General features: G+C 58.6%; 14 protein-coding genes. 9 read left to right on the top strand and 5 right to left on the bottom strand.

Annotated features, from left to right (window positions below; genetic code table 11):
* On the bottom strand, positions 1-156 hold a 156-nt coding region (locus Q8M85_RS23335), incomplete at its 3' end, for a helix-turn-helix domain-containing protein (protein WP_371135165.1).
* A gap of 561 nt (positions 157-717) precedes the next feature.
* Here Q8M85_RS23335 and Q8M85_RS01105 point away from each other — a divergent pair.
* Together Q8M85_RS01105 and Q8M85_RS01100 are read left to right on the top strand one after the other, a co-directional pair.
* A complete protein-coding gene (locus Q8M85_RS01105; protein ID WP_305539215.1) occupies positions 718-1437 on the top strand; it encodes a ParA family protein in 720 nt (239 codons plus the stop codon).
* 10 nt (positions 1438-1447) lie between these two features.
* Positions 1448-2077 carry a hypothetical protein gene (locus Q8M85_RS01100; RefSeq protein WP_305539213.1) on the top strand — a complete coding sequence of 210 codons (630 nt, stop codon included), beginning with the start codon at positions 1448-1450 and terminating at the stop codon, positions 2075-2077.
* Positions 2078-2166: 89 nt separating this feature from the next.
* Here the strand turns inward: Q8M85_RS01100 and Q8M85_RS01095 are convergent, their stop codons facing one another.
* Entirely contained in the window at positions 2167-2823 is a 657-nt protein-coding gene (locus tag Q8M85_RS01095; RefSeq protein ID WP_305539212.1) for a LuxR family transcriptional regulator, read from the bottom strand.
* Between the two features lie 965 nt (positions 2824-3788).
* Between Q8M85_RS01095 and Q8M85_RS01090 the strand changes: the two genes are divergently transcribed.
* Positions 3789-4049 (top strand): WGR domain-containing protein, encoded by a 261-nt coding sequence (locus tag Q8M85_RS01090; RefSeq protein WP_305539211.1) that lies wholly within the window; start codon positions 3789-3791, stop codon positions 4047-4049.
* 6 nt (positions 4050-4055) lie between these two features.
* Here Q8M85_RS01090 and Q8M85_RS01085 read toward each other — a convergent pair whose 3' ends face one another.
* Positions 4056-4418 carry a polymer-forming cytoskeletal protein gene (locus Q8M85_RS01085; protein ID WP_305539209.1) on the bottom strand — a complete coding sequence of 121 codons (363 nt, stop codon included), beginning with the start codon at positions 4416-4418 and terminating at the stop codon, positions 4056-4058.
* A 326-nt stretch (positions 4419-4744) separates the two neighbouring features.
* On the opposite strand from Q8M85_RS01085, the gene Q8M85_RS01080 reads away from it, so the two are divergent.
* The 5 genes from Q8M85_RS01080 to Q8M85_RS01060 all read left to right on the top strand — a co-directional run bounded on the left by Q8M85_RS01080 (position 4745) and on the right by Q8M85_RS01060 (position 8401).
* Entirely contained in the window at positions 4745-5014 is a 270-nt protein-coding gene (locus tag Q8M85_RS01080) for an antitoxin (protein ID WP_305539208.1), read from the top strand.
* Entirely contained in the window at positions 5011-5421 is a 411-nt protein-coding gene (locus Q8M85_RS01075; protein ID WP_305539207.1) for a type II toxin-antitoxin system VapC family toxin, read from the top strand. The genes Q8M85_RS01080 and Q8M85_RS01075 overlap by 4 nt, the downstream gene beginning before the upstream one ends.
* Positions 5422-5722: 301 nt before the next feature.
* On the top strand, positions 5723-6013 hold the full coding sequence (locus Q8M85_RS01070) for a hypothetical protein (protein WP_305539206.1): 291 nt from the start codon (positions 5723-5725) through the stop codon (positions 6011-6013).
* Between the two features lie 44 nt (positions 6014-6057).
* Complete coding sequence (locus tag Q8M85_RS01065; RefSeq protein WP_305539204.1) at positions 6058-6345, top strand: type II toxin-antitoxin system RelE/ParE family toxin; 288 nt, start codon at positions 6058-6060, stop codon at positions 6343-6345.
* 349 nt (positions 6346-6694) lie between these two features.
* Positions 6695-8401, top strand: a complete 1707-nt coding sequence (locus tag Q8M85_RS01060) for an SEC-C metal-binding domain-containing protein (RefSeq protein ID WP_305539202.1) — start codon at positions 6695-6697, stop codon at positions 8399-8401.
* A 567-nt stretch (positions 8402-8968) separates the two neighbouring features.
* On the opposite strand, the gene Q8M85_RS01055 is transcribed toward Q8M85_RS01060, so the two are convergent.
* Both Q8M85_RS01055 and Q8M85_RS01050 read right to left on the bottom strand, forming a co-directional pair.
* Entirely contained in the window at positions 8969-13516 is a 4548-nt protein-coding gene (locus Q8M85_RS01055; protein ID WP_305539200.1) for a hypothetical protein, read from the bottom strand.
* A gap of 167 nt (positions 13517-13683) precedes the next feature.
* On the bottom strand, positions 13684-14616 hold the full coding sequence (locus Q8M85_RS01050; RefSeq protein WP_305539198.1) for a DUF2493 domain-containing protein: 933 nt from the start codon (positions 14614-14616) through the stop codon (positions 13684-13686).
* 217 nt (positions 14617-14833) lie between these two features.
* Between Q8M85_RS01050 and Q8M85_RS01045 the strand changes: the two genes are divergently transcribed.
* Complete coding sequence (locus tag Q8M85_RS01045) at positions 14834-15862, top strand: IS110 family transposase (RefSeq protein WP_305539196.1); 1029 nt, start codon at positions 14834-14836, stop codon at positions 15860-15862.
* The last annotated feature ends 276 nt before the right edge of the window (positions 15863-16138 follow it).

Raw genomic sequence — 16138 nt, 5'->3', positions numbered from 1 at the left:
GGCGGAGACAGCGGAACGGCCCCGGCCGATGACGTTGTAGACGGTCTTGGGCGAAACCTTCAGCGCCGCGCTGATCGCACCAACCGAGACGCCTTTCGCCCGTTCCCGGACGATCTGACGGCGCTCCTGATCGGTCAGTCTGCGACTGCTGCCCATGTGAAGTATACGTTCCTATTTCTTGCCAACTTCGTACAAGCCCGCCTTCTCCCAGCACAAGCGGAGAAGGAACCAAGGGCTTGTACTCAATGTAGAAAATCGGCCTGGCAGGCCGATTTGACGTCCTTTGGCAAATGCAGCGCGCATCGCGCTCAATGCAACGCGTTCCGCGTTCTCTGCACTGCGCATCGCGTCCTTTGGACCGCGTTTTGCGCGCCCAGCAGCACGTCTTCTGCCCAGCGTCAGATGGCATGTGTGGCCCGTATCGCGCATAGCGCAGGATGCGTCACGTCCCGCGCGGGATGCATTTTGTTTCGTGCATCCGGAACTATGGCCGATGTCGAGTGTCGCACGGCATCTGCAGGCTGCGTCGCGCGGACTGGAGGACGCCCTCTGTCGCACGTACGGTGCTTTCCGCCAGATGTGCGAAGCACCGTGCGCCCCGCATCCCGCCTCGGGGACCACGCATCCCGCCTTCTGCTTGACGCCGTCGCACGCGGAGGTTAGCGACGATCTTACATCTTTGCTGCATATAACCACTTTTGCGAGAGGTCCGTCCCCATGCCGAACGACAATCTCGTGGTGATCGCCGCGATGGCCCGGAAAGGGGGGAGTGGCAAGACCACGCTCTCGCGGGCACTGATCAGTGCTGCGGTTGCCGCCGGCCGCCGGGTCCTTCTGATCGATACCGACAGCACAGGCGTGCTCGGCGCCTGGCACAAGCGGGCTGAAGCCGCGGGTCTGGGATCACCGCTCCTGCGCTCGGCAACCGTCGAGAGCGTGGGGGCCGTGGATCGTCGGATCGAGCAGGTCTATGCGGCGGACTCGGCGGATTTCATCTTCATCGACACAGCGGGCGTCGGGGCCGAGTGGTCAGACGGGATCGCCGTTCTGGCAGATCACATCGTGACCCCCGTCATGCTGTCGACCTCTGATCTCGATGTTGGCGCTCAAACGGCCGAGTGGTTCGAAAAGCTCCGCGCCCGCGTCGATGATCCTGCCAGTCTACCCCGTCACCATGTCGTTCTGAACATGGTCGACCCCAAGACCACACGCGCCGATGCCGCCCTCATCGAAACGGCAATCGCGCGGTTTCCGGTGGTCGAGACCGTGATGATGCGGCGGAACGTCTACAAGGAGATGGACGAGAAGGGCCTCCTGCACGCTGTGGCGTTGCAAAAGCAGGCCGATCCGAACCCCCTCATGCGCCCCCATGTGCGCCATGTGGTCGAGGCTCTGGAAGAGGCGACCGACATCCTCAACAACATCCTGGCCGCGTGAGGGCAGGGCGGTGAGAAAGAAGATTCCGACGATCACACGGACCGACCCGGCTTATGCCGCATCCCTGCGTCCAGAGGTGGAAGCAGACCCGGGAAGGGAGGAGGTACAGCGGGCTGAGGCAACGCCAGAGCCCGCAAGCGCGCAGCCCGTCGTCGTGGACGATCACATTGCCCCGCCGCCAAGCACGCCGCCTCCGGTCACACTACGGCCCAGTCAGGAGACGGCCGGACGCGCTGCGCCACCGACACTGGCATCGCCAACTCGAACACGACGCATTCCGGCGACACGCAAGATCGACATCCGGGTGAATGCACTGGAACGGCAAGAGGAAGCCCTGATCGATTGCGGCGTCGATCCTGCTCATGTAATCCGCGCCGCTCTGCGCCGCGCGGTCAAGAATTGGCAACTCGGTCCAGACTTTATCGCCCCTTCAGAAGAGCAGCGCACGCGGATCACCGAATGGCGCGCACGAACCTCGCTAGCTGTCCACGCTGGCGCTATGAACGCCCTCCTGCGCGCCCATGATCCCCTCGACGTCCTGAGCAAGTGGACCCTGATCCGCGGCCAGCTGGAGCCCCGAGTATGGGCAGAGATCGACTCAATCCTGGACGAGATCGAGGATAGACACCCTGAAGGGTGAGTGTAGCTTTCTGAACCTCAGGCTCTGGCAGCGTTGCTGTCTAGCGTTGTACGACGAGGGGCAGGGGGCTCCGGCGCTCCGTCGGACGTTCAGAATGTCGGGTCGGCGAATATCAGGCCGCGACGGGTGGCGATAGCAACGGCATGCACCGCATTGCGTGCGCCTAGAACTTCGCGCGCGCGTTCCAGACGCTTCTTGATTGTCGCGGGGCTGACACCGCGCTGATCGGCGATCTCGTTATGCGTCAGCCCGGCCGCCAGATCACGCAATGCCTCCAGTTCGACCTCCGTTAGGCCCGCGTGTTCGCCGACGGCATCGGCTATTTCCTCGAGAATAGCTGTCATGCTTATCAGTTCCGAAGCTCGCAGATCGCGATCCTCACGCGCACCAGAAAGGACACAAAGGCAGTGACTGCCAGCAGGTCCTCTCGACGAGACTACGCCACCATAGTTCAATCCGAATTGGCTGGCATGGTCCAGAATGTGCAAACCGGCAGCTCGCGAAAATCCTGTCGGGATCTCACTCCAGCGTGTGGTACCGATAGAGAAACGGGCCCAAGCGACAATGGGATCGAAAAGAACGTAGCGTCGCTCGGTGTAGATCGTGACCCAGTCCGAGGGGTAGGTCGACTTAAAAAACTCTGGTGTCAGATGCCGGATATTCAGGGCCAGCATATAGCCAGCAGGTACGATCGTCCGTAAACGAGTTTCGAGTTTTTCGATATCCGGCAGTATCTTGTGCAGCATGACGCCTCCTGCGGTTCCATAGCGCGGGCGAGACGCGGTTGGGAGGGCCTTACCAGATTTGGTAACCGGCTGGAACAACCTAAGCGTGCATGCCACACCCCCGGCCAAGCAAAGCCGAGTATCTGATGGCTGCAGCTCCAGTGCCAATCCAACGCGAAGGGAACAGACGTGATCCATCACCGAAACATGCGGCACCCGACGACCGACACTGCCGGATCTTCAGCGTCAGACTTGGTGGCGACGTTCCTGGTTGCCTGGGAGAATGCGGCGATTTCCTACGAACGCTTGCTCGCAACTGGACTTGCGCAAGGCGATGGTGAGCTCGCCAAAGACCAGGACTACGCACGCCTCCTGAAGGCGGGACAATGCATCCTATGGATAGGTGGTCACCGGGCGACCGCACATGCCGCTCGCCTGATCGCGAGACAGGTACCTGAAGGATCCACCGAGCATTTCGACCGGCTCTGGTGCGGTCTCATGCCGCAGGGAAGCGGCTGAACCGTCCAACCGTCGGACATCGTCGCCAAACGGGCAGGGCAGGGGAACACCCTGCGACCAATATCACAACGGAAAGCATCATGAAGAAAGAGCCGCGCCTTTGTGCGCGACCGATAGCACGTCTGATTTGCGCAGAGACGAACGAAACCGTCGGCTACATGTACGAGTGGAACAACGGGGACCGACAGCCGGCTTGGTTTGGACCACGCGTGAAGAACGTGCGCTCCGGACCAATGGCAGAAATGCAGAACGGGCATGTAGGCACCGACCCTAGCACCAGGTTAACACCTAACCGTGCAGCAGGTTAGGGGACCGGCTTGCATCATGGATCAGTCACGCTCGAAGAGTCTGGTCCAGCATTGACGCCGAGAAGCTCATCAAGGTTTGGAATCGAGTCCTACCGATAGATTCAGAAACCTGATTGGACTTGGTTCCGCCAGGAGGTGATGCTTCCTGCGGGAGGTCCCATGCAGTCCATCCTTCTTTACCACGTCAATGCCGAGGCAAACATGGCTCGGTTCTATCACATTGACATCGCACGGACGCTCTTTGGTGAAGTCTCCGTGCTTCGAAGCTGGGGCCGCATCGGGACGCACGGTCGGACAAGCGTCCAGACCTGCGCGACGCCTGTGGAGGCGGAAACAGCCGCGGACCGAACACTGCGTCAAAAGGTCCGGCGCGGCTACGTCACGGTATTCCGGATGCGCATGTCTGACCTACCACGCTGAAATTTCTCAGGCTCTGCTTTGCAGACTGCCTTCCAGCTCGGCACCAGCCTCAACTGCAATCCGTTCATGGCTGATGTCGGCATGCACAACGGCGCTTGGCGCGAGTCGAACGTTTCGCGCCGAGATCATCCTGGAAACCGCTCCAAGCACGGAGAGGTCGTTTGCGACAGCGGAGCCTTCAACTCGACCGGAACCGCCAATGACGGTATCGGGCGCGCGCATCGAGCCAATGATCTTGCCGTGCACGTCGACTGGACCGCTGGAGGTTGCATCACCCTCGACTACAAGGTCCTGGGCGAGAACGCTGCGGCGTGTGTTTGCGTCGGCCGGGTCCGGCCAACGGTCGAGGTCGCCATCTGGGGTCTTCATCTTGCTGCCGCCTCACTCAACTTCGTGCGCCGGACTGGACCAGAAGCGAAACGAAAGGGCAACGCTAGGTGCTTCGATCGGCGAAGAAGCGCGGTAGGCCTCGGTGTTGCACAACTCGCCCGACCAGAGTCGTCGGTAGTCGTCTCTCATGAGCTATAAGCTTAGCGCCTATCGCTCATAGCATATCTCCAAGCCGTGGTCCCGCTGCTAATCAGGTGTAATTGGGTGCGGAAACAGGTTGCAAGAAACGTGTGTTTGCGAAGCGCCTGCTTGAAATCGCAGTCACGCACATGTATATGTCCATGCATATGCAATGAGGGGTCACCATGCCGCAAGCTCAGATCCATGACCACTTGCCGGGCCGGGAAGCCAAGCTTTTCCGCAACAACAAGAGCCAGGCCGTGCGCATTCCGGCCGACTTCGAAATGCCCGGCGATCGCGTGATGATCCACCGGGACGGGGACCGCCTGATCCTGGAGCCGGTAAGGCGGCGGGGCCTGCTGGCAGTCTTGGCAGATCTGGAACCACTTGGGCCAGATGACCAGTTTCCCGACGTCGACGACACATTCTTGCCCCCGCGCGAGGTCGACCTTTGAGCCGACTTTACATGCTGGACACGAACATCGTGTCAGATCTGGTGCGCAACCCGCATGGCCCGGTCACACGGCACATCGTCAAGGTCGGGGCCGAGGCCGTCTGCGTCAGCATCATCACCGCCGCAGAGCTTCGCTACGGCTGCGCGCGGAAGGGGTCAGCCAAGCTGCTTGCCAATGTCGAGGCAATTCTGGGCAGTATCCAGGTCTTGGCCTTCGATGTCCCGGCCGATGCAGAATATGGTGGGATCCGGGCCGAGCTTGAAGCGGAAGGCAAACCCATCGGTCCGAATGACCTTCTGATCGCGGCACATGCCAATTCCCTCGGGGCTGTTCTGGTCACGGCCAACACGGGCGAGTTTTCTCGCGTGAGGGGCCTTCAGGTCGAGAACTGGCTGAACTCGCCTTGAGGAGGGACGACGGAAAGTTAAGCACAATCATCGCTCTATCTCAGCACAATCTTGTACGGGCTGACCGGACCAGAAGCGAAGCGAAAGGAAAGCGCGCGGCGCTTTGATCTGCGAAGAAGCGCGGCAACCCTCGGCGCTGCGCAACTCGTCCAGCCAGGGTCGTCGCCAGTCGTCCTTCCTGAGCTATAGATTCAGCGGCTATCACTCATCCATGGCCTCCAGACCATCATCCTCTTCCGATCGTTGAAAACATGCCGTAGAAGGGCTATGGTGCTCCAATGGACTACCATTGGAGAATATGATGGGCGTACACAAACAGAGTGTCAGCTTCACGGATGCAGCTTTCAACTTCGCCCGAGAGCTGGTCGAGAGCGGCGAGTATCCGAACATCAGCGCAGCGGTCTCTGGTGAGATGGCACGCGCGCGGGCAACGCGGGAGAGGGAACGTCTTGTCTTCGAAGCCGAAGTCCAGCGGCGCCTCGCTCTTCCCCTTGATGCGTGGGAACCTGTCCGAACGGGCGAGTCCATCACATCCGGCGCGCGCGTCCACCTTGCCCGACGCGCCAAGGTCGGCGGTGGCACCGCCGCCTGATGCGCATCACTAGACATCCTTTGGTCGACCAGGACATTGCTGCTTTGGTTGATCACATCGTCGAAGTCACCGGTGGGGACTTCGAGGCTGCCGGGAGGCGCCTTGACGAGGTCGACGACCTTGTCGCCGACATCTCTGCCAACCCGATGTCCGGCGTTCGCTTGGCGCCACCGCTGGACGGATGGCTGGTCCGCCATGGCGGCCGCGGCCATCGTCTTGCCGTCGTGTTCCGCGCAGATCTGGCCCAGGACTGTGTCTTCGTCGCACTTGTTGCCTTCGGTGGGCAGGACTGGATGAAGGAAGGCGAGACAAGGAAAGCCTTCGGCGGATGACCGAGGTGCGCCGAGTCCGTCCGGGCGGGTGCGACGCTTCAACTTTGCGTACACAAACCTAGGTCGTGGAATTTTGATTATGTCATCTCCATCGACGCGATGGGCGGGAGCGGGATTTCGCTGCAAATGCACCTGTGATACGGGAGTAGCATCGAAGCAGGCATTGGCCAGGGTTGAGCCAGAAACTCACCGCTACGAAATGAAGTTGGGAGTCCCCAGGCCAGTGACGGCGGACATACGAGCACACTTGCCCTCAGGAAAGTCGTTCCCACGATGTTCATGCCGGGCGTATAATGTCGCTCGGTAGTATTCAAACGGACCTAAAGGACACACAACCAGGGCTTTCACGTTGGCAAAAATCGGGCGCAACCATCCCTGCCCATGCGGCAGCGGCAAGAAGTACAAGCACTGCCACGGGCGACTCGCTGGCAATGCGTTTCATCCCGGTGCCAATGATGCCTTCGAAGCGAAACTGAAGGAGCTTGAGGCCGAGAATGCCCAACGCCAAAAGCAACAAGGGCTCGGAAAACCAATTATCTCAACCGAGTTTCAGGGACAACGCATCGTTGCCGTGGGGAACCGGGTCTACTACTCGCCCAACTGGAAGACCTTTCACGACTTCCTACGTGAGTATATCTTCATGTTACTCGGGAGAGACTGGATTGAAAAGCAACGAACAAAGCCACCTATAAATCGTCATCAAATCGTGCGTTGGTTTGATCAGGCTATGGGCGATGCACGAAAGATGGCCGTAGAGAAGGATGGATTGTTTTCTGGCCCCATGACCGGGGCGCAACGGGCGTTCCTGAACCTTGCGTATAACTTGTATCTCATTGCGCATCATTCGGATCCGGGGAAGGCCGAAGCGATCCTTCAAAGCTTTGTCCATCGCCTCAAGAGCGCAAGGACCGACGACTTCATCGGAAAGCTCTTTGAAACGTATGCCTCGGCGGCAGTACTCAAGGCTGGGTTTGAGATTGAGTACGAGAACGAAAAGGATGGAAGCGACAGCCATGTGGAATTCATTGCAACGCATCCACAAACCGGGCGTCAGTTTGCAGTTGAGGTGAAGGCTCGTAATAGAACTATCGGCATGGACGGGCCGATCGATGACGCCAAGCGTCTGCGTGTCGGGCAAAAGCTGGCGAAGGCGCTTCGCAAGCGTGCGGACCATGAGAGAATTGTCTTTATCGAGGTCAACATTCCTGATGTCGTCGGAGAAGACTATTCGGGAACGTGGGTCGAGTCCGCCCTTGATCAAATAAAAGAAGCAGAGGATTACCTTGATAGCGATGGGAAGCATTATCCCCCGGCCTATGTCGTGGTGACAAATCATGCCTACCACAATAATCTGGAAGCGGCAGACATCGGTTTGCAGGCAGTTGCAGACGGTTACCGCATCGCCGATTTTGGCCCTGGCGCTCAGGTCAGCCGTTTCAAGGATTACCTAGAAAATCTTGGGCGCCACAAAGAAATCCTTGTTTTATTCGATTCACTGAAAGAGCACAGCCATATCCCAATCACGTTTGACGGGGAGATTCCAGAATTCGCGTTTGGTGAAGACGATGAGCACCCAAGGCTGCGAATTGGGCACGAGTATTTGATTCCAGATGAAGGGGGTGAGCTGGTTCCCGGCGTCTTGGAACAGGCCATCGTCGTGGAAGCTTGGGGAAAAGCTCAAGGCGTGTATTGCCTGCAAGACGGTCGGCGCGTCATGGTCTCGCATGAACTAACAGAGCGGGAATGGGCCGCATGGCGGCGACATCCAGAAACGTTCTTCGGGAGACTCGAGGAAAAGCGCTCGGAACCAATAAACTGGTTGCAGTTGGCCGAGTTCTTTTACCGATCTTACAAAGACACGAACAAAGAACGACTTCTGGAATTCATGGCCGGGGCAGGAGATTTCGACGAACTTGCGAGGATGACACAGGACGAGTTGGCAATCGTCTATAGCGAACGTGCCGCGTGGTCTGCTTGGCATCAAACCCGCAAAAATGCCGAATGCCCCACGTCCTTTCTCGATAACGCTGCGTTGCAGCACTCTGTTGCATCGTGAATGACCGCTCAGGGCCGAACACGTCGATGTCGCCGCGCAATGCGTCTCTCGAGGTACGAACAGAGACCACGGCCCGCGCTCTCGAAGGGCCATCTCATGGTTGCAGCAGTCCGCCCCGGCATGACCGGCGTCAGTCCGGGGCGACCCTGTCCTGCCGGGCCGGTCGCGCCGGGCTAGGGACCGCGCCGCGGCCAAGCATCAGCGAGGGAATCCGCCTCGAAAGGCGTTCGAGCCGTGACGGGTCATCTGCACGCAAGGGCTCTGCCGAAGGGCGCGCCGCGCGCAGGGCTTCGATCATCGCGGCGGAAAAGAGGTCGGAAGCATCGGTCGACATGGGGGGCGAAAAGCCGCCGGTAGAGGCGTGAGGCCCCGCCGGCAGCCGAGCGCAGCAACCAGACGTTTGGACATTGGAAGGCGCGCCTTGCGCGATCGACGTTGCGATGCTCTTCCCCGATGTTCACCCGGCACCGGGGCACGGCTGTAAGACAGCGCGTCGCGAGTCATGCTACCGCATTTGACCTCCTTGGCGGCTTCGGTTTCCCGGCATTGCACTTGCCGATCACGCGTTTACGCCGAGATGAACACCGCGTCAGGTACGTCCCGCCCAATCAACCGTTTTGCTCTCTCTTTGCTTCGGTCTTTCATGGCGGCCTTCCGGGCTCGTTGGAATACAGGCGCATATTGCGTCCATAGAGTTCCGGCTTTGGTTCCGTTTGACACCCGCGCGTCCATGCAGGTCTTTGCGATTGTCAGGCACCGCCAGAATTCCTCAGCGGTTTTGGCGTCCCACATCTCCCCAACCCATTTCTCAGCCCACTCAGCATCCAGATGGGATACCTGCGCGACCTTAGCCGCGTCGCCAGACAGGCCAATGTTGTTGACATACCGCTGAACTAATTCAGTAACTTCAATTCTTTGATCTGAGAAGCCAGCGATCGTGACCGCGTAGGCATGATCCAAGCTGTCCGTGCTTTCCGCTAGTTTGAAGACCAAGTCACGGATAAAGCCATTAGGTCCAAAGCGTTCAGCTGCCAACACCTCTCTCGCCAAGACTTCATCGTTTTCAGCGCCGAAAAGTCGTTCTCTCCATAGGATTTCAAGGGCTTCGGAGCGCGCAGAGCCCCAAATGGCCGCATGCTCTAGCGTCAGATCATCTCCCAGGGCGTGCGTCACAAATCCCTGTGAAGCCAGCGCGCGCCGGAGGATCGAAGCAGCTTTGTCCGGCTGCTCTCGGGAGATCATCTTTGCGACAGCGAAGGCCAAGTTTTTCAACCAAATCAGTTGTGACTTGTCGGACTGTTCAATGATTGAGACCAGATCCGGCATGACGGAAGGAACCGTTGCAATAAGGCGTTCGAGGTCTTCAATTCTGATCCGGTTCAGGAGCAGTCTCGCATCAGATCCTTTAAGACTTTCAAGAAACTCGTCCGCTATCTCATGCAAACGATCACGCGTTTCTTCGAATTTGTCGTCTCCGCCGAGAACCTCAGACAGGCTCTTCTGTTTTGGAAAACGCTCCGCATTTCTGTCTGTTTCCTCTACGGAAAGGAACGGATACGGCGCTGGAGCCGTCATCGAAATTGTCAGATCGGCTTGCGGAACAGGAATCTCTGCCACGCTTTTAACGCCACGGCCGAGATGATGAATGAAGCAATCAGCCATCGGTTTGGTGAAGTTTTCACCGAGACGGGCGGCAGCTGCAAACCATGTCTTGTGGTCGATGCGCTTCAGCAGTTCATCAATGGATAGCTCATCATAGGCGCAGGCTTCAACCAACAGGATCGAGCCGTACCAGCTTTCGTAGGTGCCACCTTCGGCACCCTGTGCTTCCCAAGCGCTTTTCACATGTGCGCTTCTGACGGTCGCCAGATCTCTCTTAATGGCAAGCTCGAAGGAAACGGCACGCAGCATCGCGCTTTTCCGGACGGAACACGCAAGAATTTTCTCTTCGAGAACAACAGATATATCTGTGCCACCATACAGGGCCGTCGATAGAATCCGGAATGCTGCCTCTTCGTCGTTCCCGTCCAGAACTTCACTCAGGGCGCGAACGATGGCCTCGGTCGGTTGCGGCTTCAGGGATGGAATGACAGACAAAGAGTAGGTGTCCCCAAACGCGGAGCCCTTCAAGCACTCAAGTTGGTCCTCCGCCGTCAGCTGAGCTGCGACCGTATAGAATGCAATCCATCGGCAAATTCGTTCATCCGCCTCAGGTATTGTTTCAATGACATTAGTTTCAACAATGCGCTTAACGAACTGCTGCGCTAAATCTGCTTGAACCAGCGGGATGCGCTCCTCGCTATTTACAATTACTTGCCTGAGAGGGAACCCTTCCCGTGTCAGCATTCCAGCCATGATCGCACGCCCCTTCTCAAAGGCGACTTCGGGCGCGAATCTACATGCTATCGGAAGAAACTCTTCGTAGTGATGATACGGCGCCCCCGAATGCATGGTTAGCAGCATTTCCTCCGTGTTGAGTGCGGCGAAGTCCTCAAGGCCTGACTGCAAGTCCGTCGGAGGCTGAGCCAGCGGATCTGCGGCTTTGATCTGTCGCCATTTTTCTGGGTCCGGTGGACCGAAGCGAGGCCAGTCCTTGCGCAACACGTCCGCAATGCCCTGTGCCTCTGCCGCATCAGCCTCGTCACCGGTCGCGTATAGCATACGAACAACGGTCCATTGGCCACCTTGCGAGGTATCCTTGGCCCGAAGTGGTTCCAGAGCTATGTGAAACGCCTGTCTGGTCGCCGATTTCTCTACTCTGCTAAAAGTTGTCAACTGCTGGAATGCTTTCCGAGCAGAGTACAGTCCTGTATCGAGTGCAAGCGCCAAGCCCAACGACACAAAGCAATCGGAGAAGGGGGCGAGAGACCGCCCTGCCAGCAACTCGAGCGCAAGCGTGATTAGCGTGTCCGGCTCCTCGGGAACTTCTGTCATTTTATTCAGAAGTTGCTTTTCGAAGGGAGAAAGGCAGGACAGTTCCTGCTCAATCTCTTCCCGCTTTTCATGCAGTTTCTTCTCGTACTCGGCCTCGTCACGTCGGTGGTAGCGCCTGGTCTGTGTCTCTTGGGATTTGTTGTAGAAATGCAGCCAGCGACGAATTGCGTCTTCTGCTGCCGGTTCGCCCACGTTGCTGTTCGCGACTTCGAACGCCGCATGGTAGAACCAGTCGTGATTGATCCGCCGCCCTCGTTCGAGGAAGAGTTTTTCAATGACCTCAAAAAAGACCGTAGGCTGATGCTTCACAATCTCCACAAATTCCTCGAACCGCTGGTCGCTTATGTTCTGAAGATTGGCGAATGCGTCAAGAATTGCCGCAAAAATGTCCCTGTGAAAGCGGGTTGTCTCATCTAGCGCGCAAACGAGCAAAGCTGAGAATACAACATCCGCAGTTCGGTCGATGGCGTTGATGGGCTCAACCAGTTGAACCACCCGTTCAGGCAGGCTGTGTCCCTCTCTTCGCGCTCGCCAAAGTTGATCCACCAGAGCGAACCCAAGAGCAAGCGTAAGCCCTTCTTCCCGAAGTTCGTAGAGATCGCCCGGGCCTTCGAGAGAACGAAAGAAGCGTGTTTCAATGACGGCATTAGCGTTAGCCTGAAAGTGCTGCGGAGGTGCATTTCTTGAAGCGTCTACCCGTTCCAACACCGTTGCGGCATGCTCGCTCAGTCGCTGGGTCAGCGTGGCGAATGGCTCGGCTTCGAAGTTCTCACGCTGCGAGGATCGAAGGTGCTCCATCAACAGCCGAACCGTTGTCAGCCCCTTCCACGCGCTTGGCTCGTGGCGCGGCAGTGTCTGTATCGCAACGCCGAGAAGCCTAGGATTGCAAAGTGTTTTACGAGTGGGATCATCAAGCCAGTCCTGATGTATACCGTGATAATCAAGCAGAATATCTCTCTCCTGTGGTGACCATTCCGGAACCTGAATGACCGTCGGCGTGAGGTTCAATCCTGGGAGAATAACCTTATTCCAAAATTGCGGACGCGCAGTAATAATCAGGCGCGCCCCGATCTCTTGCAGCGTGAAATGAAGCGCGTTGAGGATACGCCCCCAATGCAGGCTTTCTCTCTGATTGATACCGTCGACAATGACCAAAAGTTGCGCCAGAGGCGGAGAAGCTCGCCATGCCTTCAATCGATGGCCCCAACGGTCTCTAAGCGGCCTATCCGAGGCGTCGCCCGACTGCTTGATGAGCATGTCGATGAGAAATTCTTCGAGTTTGTCGGTGGATATTCCGTCAAAACTCTCGGCGCTCAGGAACAGGCCCATACCCTGCGTGCTGGAGCATATCTGGGCAGCAAGCCAAGACTTTCCATGCCCCTCATCACCGAGCAATACGACGTCTTGGCCCGCCTTCACCTTGTCAAAGATGTCTTGACGTAGGTCCTGTCGCAGTCTTGGCAGGTTCGGATCCTCCGCAACAGCAATAGCTTGGCCCAATGTGATCCTAGCCCTTCTTGCGGCGCCAAAGACTTCCTTTCGCCATTGGGCATTTCGCTCGACAGCTTTGGTAAATGCCAACTTCGAAACGTTCAGGTTATCCTTGAGTCTCTTGCAGCTTGCTATGAAATCGGGGTGCGCCGAAACAGAGGCGAAGGCGTCGGCAAGGGCTTCTCGGGATACAATTGTCTGGCCAACTGAGGGATCAAAGTTATTGATCAAGAAATCTATAGCTTCGTCGCCCGCAGCAACGATTGCTACGGCTAGTGGTGGTAAGGGCGCAGAGAGCCAGTCGAGCACGAAGGTGGAAATCGCATTGCGATCACCGTCCTGCGCTACCTCCGATGAAAGCTGCGCATTGGCCTCGGCCGTCACGCCTAGCACCCAAAGCCGATCCGCGTCAGGCCTTGAACGAGCCAAGTCGGCGATCTTTGTAAGCACCGTTTCACGCTTAGGACTCTCTGAATAGCGTTTGGCCTCAAAGCAGACGGCATCTGTGGGTAGCGCTCCATCACCATCCATGCCGCCTTGAAACCCACTAGCTGCCAATCGAAATGGGATACCGGTGAGCCGCGTAAGCGCAAGGCTCAGTGCCCCCTCAAAGCCGTCTTTCCCAGATGGCTTAAGAGCGAGTAGTGCGCATCGGATCAGTTCAAGTGAATGATGAAGATTGTCAGGCATCTAAAACCACTAGCTTTTGCTCATCATAGGTTCGGCAGCGACGCCGTACCTTCATGGCCGGAATTTCGCTGCGGCGCTAGTCGAGCGGCGGGTTAGTGGAGTGCGGTCATGCAGCATCCGAAACGACCGACCGGCGGCAAAGGGCCGTAAGCTGATACTGAGGGGGCTCACGCCCGCTTCTCGAACTTCATAACCGGGATGCCCAGCTTCTTGGCCTTGTCGGCGAGGTTCTCCTGGATGCCATTGCCCGGGAATACGAGGACGCCCACCGGCAGCACGTCCAACATCGCATCGTTGCGCTTGAAGGGGGCGGATTTGGCGTGCTTGGTCCAGTCAGGCTTGAAGGCCACCTGCGTCACGCCACGGGCCTCGGCCCATTTGGCGGCGATGAGCTCTGCGCCCTTGGGGCTACCACCGTGCAGAAGGACCATGTCGGGATACTTGGTCCGGACCTGATCGAGCTTACCCCAGATCAGGCGGTGATCGTTGAAGTCGGTCCCGCCAGTGAGGGCGACCTTGGGGCCTGCCGGAAGCATCACCTCGGTCTCCGCGCGGCGCTTGGCGGCCAGGAAGTCGCGGCTGTCGATCAGCGCTGCGGTCATGTGCTGGCGGTTCACCATCGAGCCGGTGCGGGGGCGCCAGGCAGAGCCCGTGTGATGGACAAACTCGGTCGCGGCGTGATCGCGCATCATGTCCATACAGTTGCGCCGTTCGATCAGGGTCAGGCCTTCGGCCGTGAGGCGCTCGAGTTCGGTGGATTTCACCTCGGAGCCGTCCTGTTCGCGCTGCAGGCGGCGCTGCGCCTGCTCGTTCTCGTCAAGCGACCGCTCGATCCGGGCCGTGGCGCGGTGGAAGAGGTTGACCTGGCCCCAGAGCACCTCTTCGAGGTCGGGTTCCATGCGGGTGTCTTCCAGGGTCGCGACGAGGGCATCGAAGATGTCGGCAACGGCGACCGCGAGGCGCTGCCCATCGGGCATCGGGCGCGGATCGGGCTCGTCAAAGGGGCGGTAGCCATAGAGCTGCAGCTCGTCGAGCGCATGGGCGGTCTGGGATGCGGTGTGGGCGGGTTCATAGGCGTCGTCGTGGGTGTGGATCGTCATCGGTTTCTTGCCTCCGGGCCTGTCTCGTCCGCGCGGCATCCCGCGCGGCCTTCATGGGCTGCGAAAGCCGTGGAAGGGGACGCCCCTTCACCCCCTCTTTGGGGCCGGAACGCACGTGGAGGAGGACGGGGGGCGGCTGATTTGATGATGTGGACACCCCCACCCCAACCGTCGAATCTGGTTTCAACGGTTCCCCGGGAAGAAGGAGTGGTTGGATATGTCCGGAATGATCATTGGCCTCGATCTCGCGAAGAGCGTTTTCCAGGTCCACGCTGTCGATGCATACGGAAAAGTCGTCATTGCCCGAAAGGTGCGGCGCTCCCAGATGCTCGAGTTCTTTGGGAGGTTGGATCCGTGCCTGGTTGGCATAGAGGCGTGCCCCTCCGCGCACCATTGGGCGCGGGAGCTTTCTGCCCTGGGCCACGAAGTCCGGTTGATGGTCGCGTCCTACGTGAAGCCCTACGTCAAGCGCCAGAAGAACGACATGGTCGACGCCGAAGCTATCTGCGAGGCGGTGACCAGGCCGACAATGCGGTTTGTCCCGATCAAATCTGAAACGCAGCAGGCCATTCTCATGGTCCACAAGACCCGCGCCCTATTGGTCCGACAAAGAACAATGCTTGTGAACGCCCTGCGAGGCCATCTCACCGAGATGGGCGTCGTAGCGCCAAAGGGGATCAGACGGCATGCCGATCTCGTCGAGCGGGTGCTTGCACACGGCGCAGACGAGATCGACTTGCCGCCGCTCGTGCGTGACATCGTTTTGTCCTCTGCCCGACAGATCGGCTCCTTGAATGCCGAGATAAAGGAGCTCGAGAGGAAAATCCTGGAATGGCACCGCACGAGCGAAGCCAGCCAACGGCTGGCGACGATCCCCGGCGTCGGCGTGATCACCGCATCCGCAATGGCGGCCAGTGTAGTGGACCCTGCTGCCTTCAGATCGGGACGAGATCTTGCCGCATGGCTCGGCCTGACGCCCCGATCCAACTCCTCTGGGGGTAAAGAGCGACTTGGACGGATCACAAAAGCCGGAAACCGATATCTGAGAACCTTGCTGGTCATCGGGGCGACAGCCGTCGTCGGCTTCTCGAGGCGCACAGCCGAAGGGCCATTGATGAGCTGGGTCCGAAAGCTCCTGCAGGTGAAATCGGCACGCCTGACAACGGTGGCCCTGGCCAACAAGATGGCACGGATCTGCTGGGCCGTGATGGCACGGAAAACCGTCTACGGAGAAGCAGCCGCATAGAATACGACGCACTGGCGTCGCAACAGTTCGGAGGGTCTGCCCAAGAAGCGTGATGACTACCGGTTTTGCCGGGGATCAGGAAAACCCGTTCGCGAGACAGCGCCCAAAAGCGCGATGATTTGATAGGGACCATGATCCGCGGATATCATCAGGGCCCGCGGCCAACCGGCCGCACTACGAGGCCGGACATATGCAAGCACCCAACCGGATTCGACGCGCTTTGAGGAAAGACTTGACGAAGGGGGTGTCCACATATGTCTCGCGATGCAAAGGCGG

It is taken from the genome of Tabrizicola sp., from assembly GCF_030694085.1.
In the GTDB taxonomy this organism is placed as follows: domain Bacteria; phylum Pseudomonadota; class Alphaproteobacteria; order Rhodobacterales; family Rhodobacteraceae; genus Tabrizicola.
The sequence above is the reverse complement of the archived record's forward strand: the minus strand, read 5'-3'. Positions and strand labels throughout refer to the sequence as shown.